The 14811-nt window shown below is 67.6% G+C and carries 11 protein-coding genes and 1 tRNA gene; 6 read left to right on the top strand and 6 right to left on the bottom strand.

Annotated features, from left to right (window positions below; genetic code table 11):
* Nucleotides 1–88: 88 nt before the first annotated feature.
* The 5 genes from ACZ5CM_RS08905 to pdxH form a co-directional block, all read right to left on the bottom strand.
* Nucleotides 89–3724 (bottom strand): vitamin B12-dependent ribonucleotide reductase, encoded by a 3636-nt coding sequence (locus ACZ5CM_RS08905; RefSeq protein WP_464637766.1) that lies wholly within the window; start codon nt 3722–3724, stop codon nt 89–91.
* 591 nt (nt 3725–4315) lie between these two features.
* Nucleotides 4316–4392, bottom strand: a tRNA-Pro gene (locus tag ACZ5CM_RS08910).
* A 43-nt stretch (nt 4393–4435) separates the two neighbouring features.
* A complete protein-coding gene (locus ACZ5CM_RS08915) occupies nt 4436–4942 on the bottom strand; it encodes a DUF192 domain-containing protein (RefSeq protein ID WP_464642555.1) in 507 nt (168 codons plus the stop codon).
* Complete coding sequence (locus ACZ5CM_RS08920; protein WP_464637768.1) at nt 4932–5468, bottom strand: cold-shock protein; 537 nt, start codon at nt 5466–5468, stop codon at nt 4932–4934. The genes ACZ5CM_RS08915 and ACZ5CM_RS08920 overlap by 11 nt, the downstream gene beginning before the upstream one ends.
* A 116-nt stretch (nt 5469–5584) precedes the next feature.
* A complete protein-coding gene (pdxH, locus tag ACZ5CM_RS08925) occupies nt 5585–6190 on the bottom strand; it encodes a pyridoxamine 5'-phosphate oxidase (protein WP_464637770.1) in 606 nt (201 codons plus the stop codon).
* Nucleotides 6191–6356: 166 nt separating this feature from the next.
* Here pdxH and fabI point away from each other — a divergent pair, with 166 nt between their 5' ends.
* From fabI to trpE, 4 genes are all read left to right on the top strand, one after another.
* Nucleotides 6357–7169: an enoyl-ACP reductase FabI gene (gene fabI, locus ACZ5CM_RS08930; protein WP_464637772.1), complete on the top strand. Its 813-nt coding sequence runs from the start codon at nt 6357–6359 to the stop codon at nt 7167–7169.
* A gap of 5 nt (nt 7170–7174) precedes the next feature.
* Nucleotides 7175–7702 carry a xanthine phosphoribosyltransferase gene (gene gpt / locus ACZ5CM_RS08935; protein ID WP_464637774.1) on the top strand — a complete coding sequence of 176 codons (528 nt, stop codon included), beginning with the start codon at nt 7175–7177 and terminating at the stop codon, nt 7700–7702.
* A 125-nt stretch (nt 7703–7827) separates the two neighbouring features.
* Nucleotides 7828–9672 carry a peptidyl-prolyl cis-trans isomerase gene (locus ACZ5CM_RS08940; protein WP_464637776.1) on the top strand — a complete coding sequence of 615 codons (1845 nt, stop codon included), beginning with the start codon at nt 7828–7830 and terminating at the stop codon, nt 9670–9672.
* A 5-nt stretch (nt 9673–9677) separates the two neighbouring features.
* Nucleotides 9678–11189 carry an anthranilate synthase component I gene (trpE, locus tag ACZ5CM_RS08945; protein ID WP_464637778.1) on the top strand — a complete coding sequence of 504 codons (1512 nt, stop codon included), beginning with the start codon at nt 9678–9680 and terminating at the stop codon, nt 11187–11189.
* A gap of 116 nt (nt 11190–11305) precedes the next feature.
* Here the strand turns inward: trpE and ACZ5CM_RS08950 are convergent, their stop codons facing one another.
* Entirely contained in the window at nt 11306–13021 is a 1716-nt protein-coding gene (locus ACZ5CM_RS08950) for a divergent polysaccharide deacetylase family protein (protein ID WP_464637780.1), read from the bottom strand.
* Nucleotides 13022–13202: 181 nt separating this feature from the next.
* On the opposite strand from ACZ5CM_RS08950, the gene ACZ5CM_RS08955 reads away from it, so the two are divergent.
* Nucleotides 13203–13784, top strand: coding sequence for an anthranilate synthase component II (locus ACZ5CM_RS08955; protein ID WP_464637782.1), 582 nt, complete (start codon nt 13203–13205; stop codon nt 13782–13784).
* On the top strand, nt 13781–14800 hold the full coding sequence (trpD, locus tag ACZ5CM_RS08960) for an anthranilate phosphoribosyltransferase (RefSeq protein ID WP_464637784.1): 1020 nt from the start codon (nt 13781–13783) through the stop codon (nt 14798–14800). Before ACZ5CM_RS08955 ends, trpD begins: the two co-directional genes overlap by 4 nt.
* Nucleotides 14801–14811 lie beyond the last annotated feature (11 nt).

Below are 14811 nucleotides of genomic sequence, written 5' to 3' on the forward strand. Positions count from 1 at the left end.
GCCGGGCATTTCCGTCCCTCCCCGTTTCGACGGGCCCGGAAAGCCGAACTGTTCCGGACATCAGCGCGCCATTTCTGGCGCGGTTGCGTCAACTGCAGCCCGAGGTGGCGCCGCAGGTGTTGCACTTCATGCAGGTGCCGTTGCGCACCAGCGTGTAGTTGCCGCATTCGCCGCAGGGGTCGCCCTCGTAGCCCTGTATGCGGGCCTGAACGCGGGCATCGATCGCGGTCGCGCCGCCGCCCGCGCCCACCGCCACCAGTTCCGGTTCGGGGCTGGCGGCAGTGCCCTCCAGCGCCGCCGAAGTCGCCCCCTGCCCGCCCTGAAGCACCACCAGCTCCTGCGGCAGGCGCTTGCGCAGATAGCCCGAAGAGCTGATCTGCTTGAGCACCTCCAGCGACCGCGAGGCGGCGCTTTCGGACAATTCCCGGATGTTGGACACGCCGTCCTCTTCGCCGCGGCCGAGATCGTCGAAGGTCGCGCCCTGCGGCTTCACATGGGCCAGATCGGTGCGGTCCAGATAGGACACCGCCAGTTCGCGGAACACGTAGTCGAGGATCGAGGTGGCGTTCTTGATGCTGTCATTGCCCTGCACCATGCCCGCGGGTTCGAACTTGGTGAAGGTGAAGGCATCGACGAATTCCTCGAGCGGCACGCCGTATTGCAGCCCGACGCTGACGGCGATGGCGAAGTTGTTCATCATCGCCCGGAAACCGGCGCCCTCCTTGTGCATGTCGATGAAGATCTCGCCAAGGGAACCATCCTCGTATTCGCCGGTGCGCAGATAGACCTTGTGGCCGCCCACGATCGCCTTCTGGGTATAGCCCTTGCGGCGATGCGGCATCTTCACCCGGTGGCCGCGGATGATTTCCTTGATGACGACTTTCTCGACCACCTTCTCGGCCAGGGTGGTCGCCTTTTCGGCGGGCGTGCCGCTTTCCAGAACCTCGGCCGCCTCGTCATCATCCTCGACCAGGGCCGCCGCCAGCGGCTGGCTAAGCTTGGAGCCGTCCCGGTAGAGCGCATTGGCCTTGGTGCCCAGAGACCAGCTGAGCTCATAGGCCTTCTGGCAGTCCTCGATGGTGGCATCGTTGGGCATGTTGATGGTCTTGGAAATGGCGCCCGAGATGAAGCTCTGCGCCGCCGCCATCATGGTGATGTGGCTTTCCACCGACAGGAAGCGCCGGCCCTTCTTGCCGCAGGGGTTGGCGCAGTCGAACACGGGGTAATGTTCCACCCGCAGATGCGGCGCGCCTTCCAGCGTCATGGTCCCGCAGACATGGTCGTTGGCGGCATCGATCTCGGCGCGGGAAAAGCCCAGATGCCGCAGCATGTCGAAAGTGGGATCGTTCAGCTTTTCGGCCGGGATCTTCAGCACGTCGCGGCAGAATTCCTCGCCCAGCGTCCACTGGTTGAAGACGAAGCGGATATCGAAGGCCTGCCCCAGCGCCGCGTCGATCTTTTCCAGCTCGGCCGGGCCGAAGCCCTTTGCTGCCAGCGTGGTGTGGTTGATCCCCGGCGCGTTGCCGATGGTGCCGTGCCCCACCGCGTAGGAAACGATCTCTTCAATCTGGGCACTGGAATAGCCCAGCTTTTCAAGCGCCGCCGGCACGCTGCGGTTGATGATCTTGAAATAGCCGCCGCCTGCGAGCTTCTTGAACTTCACAAGCGCGAAATCGGGCTCGATCCCGGTGGTGTCACAGTCCATCACCAGCCCGATGGTGCCGGTGGGCGCGATCACCGTGGCCTGGGCGTTGCGGAAGCCGTGCGCCTCGCCCAGGGCCAGCGCCTCGTCCCAGGCCGACATGGCCAGATCGACCAGGCGCGGATCGGGGCAGTTGGCGTGATCCAGCGGCACCGGCTTCACCGACAGGCCTTCATAGCCGTCGGATGCGCCGTGGGCGGCGTTGCGATGGTTGCGGATGACCCGCAGCATGTGTTCGCGATTGGCCTCGAAGCGGGCAAACGGCCCCAGTTCCGAGGCGATCTCGGCGCTGGTGGCATAGGCCACGCCGGTCATGATCGCGCTCAGCGCCCCGCACATGGCCCGGCCCTGCGGGCTGTCATAGGGGATCCCGAGGTTCATCAGCAGCCCGCCGATATTGGCATATCCCAGCCCCAGCGTGCGGTAGTCGTAGGAGCGCCGGGCGATCTCCTTCGAGGGGAACTGCGCCATCATCACGCTGATTTCCAGCGTCAGCGTCCACAACCGCGTGGCATGCATGTAGGCTTCGACATCAAAGCGGCCGCCCTTGAGGAACGCCAGCAGGTTCATCGAGGCCAGGTTGCAGGCGGTATCGTCGAGGAACATGTATTCCGAGCACGGATTCGAGGCCCGGATCGGCCCGTCCTCGGGGCAGGTGTGCCATTCGTTGATGGTGTCGTGGAACTGGATGCCGGGATCGGCGCAGGCCCAGGCGGCATGGCCGATCTGGTCCCACAGCGCGCGGGCGCGCACCACCTTGGCCACCTTGCCGTCAACGCGGTTGATCAGCGGCCAGTCGGCATCCTTTTTCACCGCTTCGAGAAAGGCATTGGTGACCCGAATCGAGTTGTTGGAATTCTGCCCCGAAACGGTGTTGTAGGCCTCCGAATCCCAGTCGGTGTCATAGGTGGGAAACTCGATCCCCGTGTGTCCCTGGCGGGCATAGTCGAGGATGCGCTTGATGTAGGTTTCCGGGATCATGTTGCGCTTGGCATCCCGGATCGCCGCCTTCAGCGCCGCGTTCTTCGCCGGGTCATACGCATCCTCTTCGGCCCCGTCCCACTGGCCGATGGCCTTGAAGATGGCGTTGAGCTTCTTCTCGTGCATCTTCGAGCCGGCGACCAGGCTGGCCACCTTCTGCTCTTCGAGCACCTTCCAGTTGATGAACTCCTCGATATCGGGGTGGTCGGCATCGACGATCACCATCTTGGCCGCGCGCCGGGTGGTGCCGCCGGACTTGATGGCGCCTGCCGCGCGGTCCCCGATCTTCAGAAAGCCCATCAGCCCCGACGACTTGCCGCCGCCCGAGAGGCGCTCGCCCTCGGCCCGCAGGCTGGAAAAGTTGGTGCCGGTGCCGCTGCCATACTTGAACAGGCGCGCCTCTCGCACCCACAGATCCATGATGCCGCCGTCATTGACCAGATCGTCCTTCACCGACTGGATGAAGCAGGCATGGGGCTGGGGATGCTCATAGGCCGATTTCGACTTCACCAGCTTGCCGGAGCGATGATCGACATAGGAATGCCCCTGGGCCGGGCCATCGATGCCATAGGCCCAGTGCAGGCCGGTATTGAACCATTGCGGACTGTTGGGCGCGGCGCGCTGGGTGGCCAGCATGTGGCGCATCTCGTCGTAATAGGCGCGCGCGTCCTCCTCGGAGGAGAAATAGCCCCCCTTCCAGCCCCAGTAGGCCCAGGCGCCGGCAAGCCGGTCGAACACCTGCCTGGCCGAAGTTTCGCCGCCGGTCGCGACATCCTTGTCGGCCGGGACCGAGCGCCACAGGAATTCGGGCACGCCCTTTTCCCGCACCCTCTTCAGCCGGGCCGGAACGCCGGCCTTGCGGAAATACTTCTGCGCGATCACGTCGCTGGCGACCTGGCTCCAGCCGGCGGGAACCTCGATTTCATCCAGCCTGAACACCACCGTGCCGTCCGGGTTGCGGATCTCGGACGAGGTGGTGACGAACTCCAGCCCCGCATATGCGTCCTTCCCTGCCTCGGTGAACTTTCTTTCAATCTTCATGTCACTGCCTCTGTCCCAGCATGTCTTGTCCCCCGTGTCCGGGGCTCTTGCCCCCGCATTCCGGGCGCCCTCGTCGCCCGGCAACCGGCCTCAACGGCGGAAAAGACATCCCCGCAACGACCCGACCGCGGGTCGCCCTGACGGCGTGCGCGCCTTGAATTCAGCGTGATGTGTTTCCCGCCATGTCCCGCCGCACCCTGGGCCTCAACACCAGATGTAGTGGCGACGTCACCGGCAGACACAATCTGGCGTATGATCCCATAGTTGGCAACGGATTTTTTACCCTGTCGGCAGACTCTTTTCTGTTGACTGGCACAGCGGCCACAGGGGCGATCGGCGGGCGGCGATTCATCCACAGGCCGCCGGGGGGTGGTGCGCCGGGCGGCCGGGCAATGGAAAATGCCCTGTTTTGCGGATTCTGCGGGATTTACCGGAGGTGATACCGCAAACGCCCCGGCACGCGTCGCGACCCCGGCGCCGGCAGGCGGGGCGGGCGATTCGTGATTCGGACGGGCAAAGCCATGACACGTACCCGCTGCATGGGCGCGGACGAATCAGGGGTTCGCGGCTCAGGGATTCACGGCGGGAAAGTGGTCGGGACGGCGAGATTCGAACTCACGACCCCCTGTACCCAAAACAGGTGCGCTACCAGACTGCGCCACGTCCCGGACCGTGCGCCTGTCTAGCCGGGCGGCAATCGTTTGAAAACCCCTAACAGGGCCAGGCCGCCGGGCCTTCGGCGAAAACCGGATGCCGGACCAGCGTGCCTTCGGTAATTCCGTAGCGCCGGGCCAGCCCGCCGTTGATTTCGAGCACCGCGAAGACGTTGTCGCCCCCGTCGATCGGCCGCAGGTCGCCCGGCTGCGCCATGTGGGAGATGCGCGTCACCCGCCCGGTGCGGTCGATGAACAGCATATCCAGCGGAATGAGCGTGTTCTTCATCCAGAACGACGCCCGCCCCGGCTTTTCATAGACGAACAGCATCCCCGCCGCGCGCGGCAGGCTCTCGCGGAACATCAGCCCGCGCGCCCGCGCCTGCGGCGTATCGGCGATCTCGACGGTGAAGGCCAGCTGCCCCCACGCCCCCGACAACTCCACCCGGTCCTCGCGGCAAGGCGTCGCCGCCAGAGCCATGCCCGCAAACAGCACCCCTGCCAGCGCCAGGACGAAGGCCAGGGCCACGCGCCCCGGCAATGCGGGGCTGCGCTCAATCCGCATCACGGGGCACCGCCGCTTCCCAGGCCAGTATCTCGGCCGCCAGCAGCCCCCGACGGCCTTCCAGAACGCGAAGCGCCACCGCCTCGCCCGGCAGCAGGTCGGACAGGCCCGACTGCCGCAGCACCTCGATATGCAGGAAGATATCCTCCGGGCGTCCGAACAGGTTGGCGAATCCGAATCCCTTGCCCTTGTCGAACCATTTCACCCGCGCCGGCAGCAACGGCTGGGCCCGGATATCCTCGGGATCCAGCCCGGCAAGATCGGCCAGTGGCATGCCCTCGCCGCGATCGGGCGGCATGATGCTGAGGACTTCCACCGCCTGGACGCCGCGGCTGGTCCGCGCAGTCACGATCTCGATGATCGAGCCATCGGCGACCGAGCTCTGCCCGAAATTCCGCAAGACATTGACGTGCAAAAGGATATCCGGCCCACCCGTGTCGGCCACGACGAACCCGAATCCCTTGCCGGGATCGAACCACTTCACCACGCCACGCACATGGTGCAACGAATTGAGATCTTCAGCCACTTCCGATCACTTGCCCAATGCCATCCCCCAAGAAACCCTCTTGCGCCTAAAACGGATGGCATTTCAAGAGGAAATTCGATTTTCGTCCCGTCAGTTCCGGGCGCCCCGCGGCGGCGTCACGGACTGAGCCGCGTCACGTCCCAGGCCGAGTCCGGATCGCTCCTGTGCCACGCGAACCGGTCATGCAGCCTGAACGCCCCGTCGGCCCAGAACTCGATTTCCACCGGCCGCAGCCGGTAGCCGCCCCAGAAGGGCGGACGCGGCGGGTTGGTGCCGAATCGTGCAGTCATCCGCGCCACCTCGGCCATCAGGGCCGACCGGCTGGCCAGTGGCTGCGACTGGTGCGAAGCCCAGGCGCCAAGCCGGCTTTTCAGCGACCGCGAAGCGAAATAGGCATCGGCCTTGGGGCCGTCTTCGCGGCTGACCAGCCCCCGCACCCGAACCTGCCGGCGCAGCGATTTCCAGTGCATCACGAAGGCCGCCTTGCCGGCCCCGTCCAGCTCGCGCGCCTTGGCGCTTTCGTAATTGGTGTAGAAGAGGAAGGCGTCGGCCTCGATCTCCTTGAGCAGCACCATGCGCACATTCGGCATGCCCTCGGCATCCACCGTGGCAAGCGCAATGGCGTTGGGATCGTTGGGCTCGCTCGCCTCGGCCTCGGCCAGCCAGCGCCGGGCGATCGCGAACGGATCGCTGCCGGCGAATATCCCGCTTCGGTCGCTCATGCCTGTTCCCCGTGCCGTTCCCCGTCGCCTGCCACCGGCGGTGGCTGGCCCGACCCTAGGCCGGGCGCAATGCGCGGGCAAGTGCCGTGCGCCCTTGAAGGGCAAATGCCTTTCGCCTAATGGTCGGGCCCAGCACAGATCACGGATCACCGATCGGAGGAAGCGCATGTCCAGTCAGCTCATGGCCGGAAAACGGGGCCTGATCATGGGGCTTGCCAACAACAAGTCCATCGCCTGGGGTATTGCCAGGGCCCTTGCCGATGCCGGGGCGGAACTGGCCTTCTCGTACCAGGGCGAGGCGCTGAAGAAGCGGGTCGTGCCGCTGGCCGGCCAGCTGGGCAGCGACATCGTGCTGCCCTGCGACGTGGCCGAGGACGCCTCGATCGACGATCTGTTCGATGCGCTCAGGGCGCGCTGGGACGGCCTCGATTTCGTGGTCCACGCCATCGGGTTCTCCGACAAGAACGAGCTGCGCGGCCGCTATGTGGACACCACGCGGGAAAATTTCCGCATGAGCATGGACATTTCTGCCTATTCCTTCACCGCCATCATGCAGCGGGCCGAAAAGATGATGAAGGGGGGCGGCGCGGCGCTGACCATGACCTATTACGGCGCCGAAAAGGTCATGCCGCATTACAACGTCATGGGCCTGGCCAAGGCGGCGCTGGAGGCCTCGGTGCGCTACCTGGCCGAGGATCTGGGCAAGGACGGCATCCGCGTCAACGCCATCAGCGCCGGGCCGATCAAGACCCTGGCGGCCAGCGGCATCGGCGATTTCCGCTACATCATGAAATGGAACCAGTACAACTCGCCGCTGCGGCGGACCGTGACCATCGACGACGTGGGCGGGGCGGCGCTGTTCCTGCTGTCGGATCTGGGCGCCGGCGTCACCGGAGAAGTGGTCCATGTGGACGCCGGCTATCACGCCATCGGCATGAAGGCGGTGGACGCCCCGGACATCACCAAGGTGCAGGACTGAAAACCATGACCCGGGATACCACCCCCCGCGACCCCGGCCGCCTGCCCCACGAGAAGGGCTTTCACATAAGCTGGGACCAGATCCACCGCGACGCCCGGGCGCTGGCCTGGCGTCTGGACGGGCAAGGGCCCGACAACGGCGCGTGGCGGGCCATCGTCGCCGTGACCCGCGGCGGCATGGCGCCGGCGATGATCGTCTCGCGCGAACTGGACATCCGCACCGTCGATACCATCTCGATCAAGTCCTACGATCACCAGAAGCAGTCCGACGCAGTGCTGCTGAAGATGCCCGACGAAAAGCTGATGGGCGATGGCGAGGGGATCCTGATCATCGACGACCTGGTGGACAGCGGCAAGACGCTCGAGGTGATCCACAAGCTCTACCCCAAGGCCCATTTCGCCACCGTCTATGCCAAGCCCAAGGGCAAGCCACAGGTGGATACCTACATTACCGAGGTTAGCCAGGATACCTGGATCTTCTTCCCCTGGGACATGGCGCTGCAATACGTGGAGCCCTATCGCGGCACCGACTGAGCGGGGCGCGCCGGCGCATCCGGCGGCACGAGATCGCGGCCCTTCCGACCTTGCCCCCCATTCTTCCGCGTCGTATGCAGGGCGGCGGAAAGACCGGCGGGCGGGACCGCCGCAAAGGGGGCATCATGGCCGCGAGAATCAAGAGCTTGTCCAAAACCTTCGTCTGGATCCTGCTGGTGCTGGTGGTCGCCGGGCTTGGCGGCTATGGCGCGCTGAACCTGTCGGGCGGGGTACGCACCGTCGCCAAGGTCGGGGAGCGGACCGTGACCACCGACCAGTACGCGCGCGAGTTGCAGCGCGAAATCCGCACTATCGAGGCCCAGACCGGCCAGCCCCTGCCGATGACCCGGGCCCGCGAACTGGGCATCGACCAGACGGTTCTGGGCCGGCTGGTGACACTGGCCGCCATCGACAACGAAATCGACCGCATCGGCCTGTCCATCGGCGACGAGAACCTGCAGAAGGAAATCCTTGCCGTGCCCGCCTTCCAGGGACCGGACGGCAGGTTCAACCGCGAAACCTACAAGTTCCAGCTCGAACAGGCGCGCCTGACCGAAGCCGAGTTCGAGGCCGACCTGCGCGCCGAAGCCGCCCGCACCCTGGTCCAGAGCGCGATCGTTTCCGGGGCGAAGATGCCGGCGGTGGCGACCGACACGCTGGCCGACTACATCTCGGCCCGGCGCAGCTTCACCTGGGCGCCGCTGCCCGCCACCGCGCTGGAAAGCCCGATCCCCGACCCGACCGAGGACGATCTGCGCGCCTACTATGATGCCAATCCCGACCAGTTCACCCTGCCCGAGACGAAACGCATCACCTATGCGGTGCTGACGCCGGAAATGGTCATGGACGAGGTCCAGATCGACGATGAAGCCGTGCGCAAGCTGTATGAGGCGCGCGCCGACGAATACAACATGCCCGAACGGCGCCTGGTGGAACGGCTGATCTTTCCCGACGAGGATTCCGCCACGCAGGCCCGGGCGGCGCTGGATGCGGGGGAGGCCACCTTCGAGGCGCTGGTCGCCGAACGCGGCCTGGCCATGGGCGACGTGGACATGGGCGATATCGAGAAATCCGACCTCGACCGGGGGGCCGAGGAGATATTCGCAGCCGAGACCGGATCCGTGGTCGGCCCGATCGCCACCGATCTTGGCCCGGCCCTGTTCCGCATCAACGGCCGGCTCGAGGCGCGCTCCACCCCGTTCGAATCGGTTGCCGCCCAGCTGCGCGACGAGCTGGCCGGCGAACGCGCCCGGCGGCTGATCGAATCCCGCGCCGAGGCCATCAACGACCTTCTTGCCGGCGGCGCCACGCTCGAGGATCTGGCCAACGAGGAAGGGATGGAGCTGGGCCGGATCGACTGGACCGCGCAATCGGACGAAGGCATCGCCGCCTATGACGCCTTCCGCCAGGCGGCCGAGAAGGCTGGCCCCGACGACTACCCCGAGGCCGCCTTCCTCGACGACGGCGGCCTGTTCGCCCTGCGCGTGGACGAGGTGCTGCCGACCCGGCCCGAACCCTTCGACGCCGCGCGCGAGCGCATCGCCGCCGCGTGGAAACGGGCCGAAACCGAAAAGGCCCTGCGCGCCCGCGCCGAAGAGCTGATCGCGACACTGCGCGAGAACGGCAACTTCGCCGCCGCGGGTCTTGACGCCATCGCCGAAACCGGCCTGACGCGGACCGCCTTCATCGAGGGCACGCCGCCGGACTTCATGAACCGGGTGTTCGAGCTGGAAAAGGGCGAATATGCCGCCATCGGCTCGGGGGAGCGCTTCTTCATCATCCGCCTCGACGAGACCCTGCCGCCCGAAGAGACCGAGGATTTCAACGCGCTGAAAACCGCCTTGGCGCAACAGGCCGACCAGCAGCTCGGCCAGGCCCTGTTCGAAGCCTTCGTCCGCGACGCGCAGATCCGGGCCCGCCCCACCGTGGACAGCCAGGCCATCAACGCCGTCCAAGCCAACTTCCGCTGACGCCGATGACCCTGATCCCCGATTTCGAAACCTTCGCCCGCGCCTGGGAGGCGGGGCAGAACCAGGTCGTCCATACCCGCCTTGCGGCCGATCTCGACACGCCGGTTTCGCTGATGCTGAAACTGACCGGCGCCCAGAAGGACGCCTTCATGCTGGAATCGGTCACCGGGGGTGAAGTGCGCGGGCGCTATTCGATCATCGGCATGAAGCCGGACCTGATCTGGCGCTGCGAGGGCGCGCGCTCGTCGCTCAACCGCTCGGCCCGTTTCGACCCGGACGCGTTCGAGATGCAGGAGGGCAACCCCCTCGACAACCTGCGCGCGCTGCTGGCCGAGAGCCGGATCGACCTGCCCCCCGATCTTCCGCAGGCGGCGGCCGGGCTGTTCGGCTATTTGGGCTATGACATGGTGCGGCTGGTGGAACAGCTGCCGGACGTCAATCCCGATCCCCTCGGCCTGCCCGATGCGCTGCTGCTGCGGCCTTCGGTGGTGGCGGTTCTGGACGGGGTGCGGGGCGAGGTCACGGTGGTCTCTCCCGCCTGGGTGCGCGACGGGCTGAGCGCGCGCGCAGCCTACGCCCAAGCGGCCGAGCGGGTGATGGACGCGGTGCGCGACCTCGACCGCGGCCTGCCGGGAACAAGCCGCGACCTGGGCGACGCCCACGAGGTTTCCCCGCCGGTCAGCAATTTCACCAAAGAAGACTACATGGCGGCGGTCGAAAAGGCGCGGGACTACATCCGCGCCGGCGACATCTTCCAGGTGGTGCCGGCCCAGCGCTGGACCCAGGATTTCCCGCTTCCGCCCTTCGCGCTCTACCGCAGCCTGCGGCGCACCAACCCGTCGCCCTTCATGTTCTACTTCAATTTCGGCGACTTCCAGGTGATCGGGGCAAGCCCCGAAATCCTCGTCCGGGTGTTCGGGCGCGAAGTCACCATCCGTCCCATCGCCGGCACCCGCCCCCGCGGCGCCACCCCCGAGGAGGACCGCGCGCTCGAGGCCGATCTGCTCGCCGATCCCAAGGAGCTGGCCGAGCACCTGATGCTGCTCGATCTGGGGCGCAACGACGTGGGCCGGGTGGCGAAGATCGGCACCGTGCGTCCGACCGAGAAATTCATCATCGAACGCTACAGCCACGTCATGCACATCGTGTCGAACGTGGTGGGCGAGCTGGCCCCCGGCAAGGACGCGCTCGACGCCTTCTTCGCGGGCATGCCGGCGGGCACCGTCTCGGGCGCGCCGAAGGTGCGGGCGATGGAAATCATCGACGAGCTGGAACCGGAAAAGCGCGGCATCTATGGCGGCGGCGTGGGCTATTTCAGCTCGGGCGGCGACATGGACATGTGCATCGCCCTGCGCACCGCCATCACCATGAACGGCAAGCTCTACATCCAGGCCGGCGGCGGCATCGTCCACGATTCCGACCCCGAGGCCGAGTATCAGGAAACCGTCCACAAGTCGAACGCCATCCGCCGGGCCGCGGCGGACGCGGCGCGCTTTTCCGGGCGCGGCAACGGCTGACCTGCCCGACACGCCGGAACCGTGCCCGGCTTCTTCCTCTTGCAAAAAATACTCCCGCCGGAGGCATCGCGGCGGGCGAAAGACCGCCGCGATATCGCCCTCTCCCGTGCCCGGCGCTACTTCGCGTTCCGGGTCAGCACCGCCGACACCGGCACCAGCGCCACCCGGCTCGCCCGGTCCTGAAGCCCCCACAGAAGCAGGGCCGAAATCGTGTCCGGCCGCACCCGCCCCAGCATGATCACCGCCCCCTCCTGGCGGGCGCGAAAGGCCGCCTGATCGAGGAACCGCCGCATCACCACCGGGCTCTGTCCCGCACCGTCGAAATCGCGAAACACCACCGCCGAGGGCACGCCCTCGCGCGCCGCCAGCTTCTGCACCGTGTTGAGCCCGCGATTTTGCAGGATAAGCCCATGCCCGCTGCGCCGGACCAGTCCGGTCACCCGCTCGGCCACCGCGCGATCTCCCTGAATGCCGGTGACCGTTCCCTCCAGAACCGCCACCGCCTCGGGCACCTGCGCCAGCCACGATTCCACCCGCGCCGCAGCCTCTTCGGGCGCAGCTCCCTTCGGCAGATCGGCCAGCAGAACCACCTCGAACCCGGCCGCCCGATGCCGCGCCATCTTTTCCGCCGCCTGCGGCGCGGTGGGATCGATCGCGAATGTCAGCGGATAGGGAAACTCGGCCAGCGCCTCGGCTCCGAAGGACTCGGCATCGTCGATCAGCACGATCGACATGAGCGGCAAGTTGCGCGGATTGTCATACGGTTCGGCAAAGGCCTCGATCGGCGGCACGCGCGACTTCTCCGGCTCGGCCTCGGGCTGTGCAGCTTCGTCGTCGCGCTCGGTCAGCGGCACGACCCGTTCCCCGACGCGGGGCCGGCCGTTGGCTGGCGTCCCAGCACCCGCCCGCGGCAGCACCGCAATACGCGGGCCTCCCTGCCCGGCCTGCTCCGCCGGACCGCTTTCCTCCGGCGTCTCGGCAGGCTCCACGTCCGGCGCTGCCGGCTCTTCCCCGGCCCCGGCCACGGGCGCCGCCGGAGGCGCACTCGGCAGCCGGGCCGTCCCCCCGGCCGGTGCCGTCGGCGCAACCGGGCCGCTGTCCTCGGTCACCGCCACCGATGCCATCGGCGCGGGTACGGGCGCGGGTTGCGAGGAAGCCTCGGTATCGACGGACGGTGCCGCGGCGGGTTCCGCCCCCGGCCCGGCAATCCTCTGCGCGGGGGCGGACAGATCCGGCCCTTCTCCGGCCTTCTCCACCCTCGAATCCACCGATACGCCCGGCGCGGCGTCGGGTTCGGGTGGCGCGGCGGGCGGCGGCCCGGGCATTTCCACCACGCCCGGAACGGCAGGCCGGGCCGGCAGGTTCGAAATGCCCGAAAGATCAGGAGCAGATTCGGCTTCGGGCGGCTTCGGCGGCACCACGCCACCCGGCGCCGGCGCAGGCTCCGGCCCGGTCGTGGCACCAGTGGCACCGGCCAGTCCGGCGCCGACCTGCCCGCCCCCGCCCTCGCCCGGTTCCGGCAGATCGCCCGTGCGAATGGCGGCAGAAGGACGACCGGCCTGCTGGCGGTCGATCTCGTCAACCGCGGGCGGCGCGTCGTCGGCGGCGCTTTCGGCCGTATCCGGTGCCGTGGGCATGGCTTCGACAAGGTCGGCATCGCGCCCGGCATCGCGCGGCACCGAAGACTCCTTCTCCCCGGTCGGGGTGCTCACTTCCGGCGGCGCACTGCTTGCCACGTCCGGTTGCCGGGCCGGCTGCACGAGCAGGGCCATCGCCGCGATCACGACCGCCGTCACCGCCCCCAGGATGAAACCGCCCAGAAATCCGCGCATTCCGCCTTGCCCCTGTTCGCTTCTGTCCCGTTGCCCGCCTGCGCCCCGGCTGCATCCACCCGCAGGCCGGACGCCATCGCCATGCGCCCTTGACGCTGCGATGCTTCCCTGAGCATGTATTCACCGACCACTATAGCTTGGCCGGTCGCCCCGCAACCAGCCCCTATCGCGCGAAGGCAAGATGCTGCTCCTGATCGACAATTACGACAGTTTCACCTGGAACCTGGTGCACTACCTGGGCGAACTCGGCGCCGAGATCACCGTGCGCCGCAACGACGCCATCGACGTGCAAGAGGCCATGGCCATGAACCCCGCGGGCATCCTGCTCAGCCCCGGCCCCTGCGACCCGGACCGGGCCGGCATCTGCCTTGCCCTGACAGCAGCGGCGGCCGAAACCCGCACGCCGCTTCTGGGGGTGTGCCTGGGCCACCAGACCATCGGCCAGGCCTTCGGCGGCCGGGTGGTGCGGGCGGGCGAGATCGTGCATGGAAAGGCGGGCACCATCCACCACGACGGCACCGGCGTCCTTGCCGGCCTGCCCACGCCCTTCGAGGCCACGCGCTATCACTCGCTGATCGTCGAGCGCGAAACCCTGCCCGACTGCCTGCGGGTGACCGGCTGGCTGGAGGACGGCACGATCATGGCGCTTGCCCATCGCGACCTGCCCGTTCACGGGGTCCAGTTCCATCCCGAATCGATCGCCTCGCAGCATGGCCACGCGCTGCTGCAGAATTTCCTCAACGACATGAAGGTTCCCGCATGAGCGACGCTCTCAAGCCGCTGATCGGCGCCGCTGCCGATCGTCCGCTGACCCGTGAAGAGGCCCAGGTGGCCTTCGAACTGCTGTTCGAGGGCGAGGCCACGCCCAGCCAGATCGGGGGGTTGCTGATGGCCCTGCGCACCCGCGGCGAGACGGTGGAGGAATACACCGCCGCCGCCGCCGTGATGCGCGCCAAGTGCCACGCGGTGCGCGCGCCCGAGGGCGCGATGGACATCGTCGGAACCGGGGGCGACGGCAAGGGCACGCTCAACATCTCGACCGCCACCGCCTTCGTGGTGGCCGGGGCCGGGGTGCCGGTGGCCAAGCACGGCAACCGCAACCTGTCCTCGAAATCCGGGGCCGCGGACGCGCTGACCCAGATGGGCGTGAACGTCATGGTCGGCCCGCAGGTGGTGGAAAAGGCCCTGCGCGAGGTCGGGATCGGCTTCATGATGGCACCCATGCACCACCCGGCCATGGCCCATGTGGGCCCGGTCCGGGCCGAGCTGGGCACCCGCACCATCTTCAACATCCTCGGCCCGCTCACCAACCCCGCCGGCGTCCGACGCCAGCTGACCGGGGCGTTTTCACGCGACCTGATCCGGCCCATGGCCGAGACGCTGGCGCAGCTGGGCAGCACCCGCGCCTGGCTGGTGCATGGCTCGGACGGCACCGACGAGCTGACCATCACCGGCATCAGCTGGGTCGCGGCGCTGGAAGGGGGCGAGGTACGCGAGGCCGAGCTGCACCCCGAGGATGCGGGCCTGCCGGTGCACCGCTTCGAGGACATCCTCGGCGGCACACCGGCGGAAAATGCCGCGGCGCTGCGGGCGCTGCTGGCGGGCGCGCCCTCGGCCTATCGTGACGCGGTGCTGCTGAACGCGGCCGCCGCGCTGGTGGTGGCCGGGGCGGCGGCCGATCTGCGCGAAGGGGTCGAGATGGCCGCCGAAAGCATCGACAGCGGCGCCGCCAGGGGAAAGGTCGCGGCACTGGCGCGGATCACCTCCGAGGCCGGATAGGGCCGCCCGCC

This window comes from Piezobacter thermophilus (genome assembly GCF_055386745.1).

Bases quoted from the DNA above. Each gene is read 5' to 3' on its own strand.
- ACZ5CM_RS08905 (WP_464637766.1), bottom strand. From the start codon at position 3,724: ATGAAGATTGAAAGAAAGTTCACCGAGGCAGGGAAGGACGCATATGCG.
- ACZ5CM_RS08915 (WP_464642555.1), bottom strand. From the start codon at position 4,942: ATGCGGATTGAGCGCAGCCCCGCATTGCCGGGGCGCGTGGCCCTGGCC.
- pdxH (WP_464637770.1), bottom strand. From the start codon at position 6,190: ATGAGCGACCGAAGCGGGATATTCGCCGGCAGCGATCCGTTCGCGATC.
- fabI (WP_464637772.1), top strand. From the start codon at position 6,357: ATGTCCAGTCAGCTCATGGCCGGAAAACGGGGCCTGATCATGGGGCTT.
- gpt (WP_464637774.1), top strand. From the start codon at position 7,175: ATGACCCGGGATACCACCCCCCGCGACCCCGGCCGCCTGCCCCACGAG.
- ACZ5CM_RS08940 (WP_464637776.1), top strand. From the start codon at position 7,828: ATGGCCGCGAGAATCAAGAGCTTGTCCAAAACCTTCGTCTGGATCCTG.
- trpE (WP_464637778.1), top strand. From the start codon at position 9,678: ATGACCCTGATCCCCGATTTCGAAACCTTCGCCCGCGCCTGGGAGGCG.
- ACZ5CM_RS08950 (WP_464637780.1), bottom strand. From the start codon at position 13,021: ATGCGCGGATTTCTGGGCGGTTTCATCCTGGGGGCGGTGACGGCGGTC.
- ACZ5CM_RS08955 (WP_464637782.1), top strand. From the start codon at position 13,203: ATGCTGCTCCTGATCGACAATTACGACAGTTTCACCTGGAACCTGGTG.
- trpD (WP_464637784.1), top strand. From the start codon at position 13,781: ATGAGCGACGCTCTCAAGCCGCTGATCGGCGCCGCTGCCGATCGTCCG.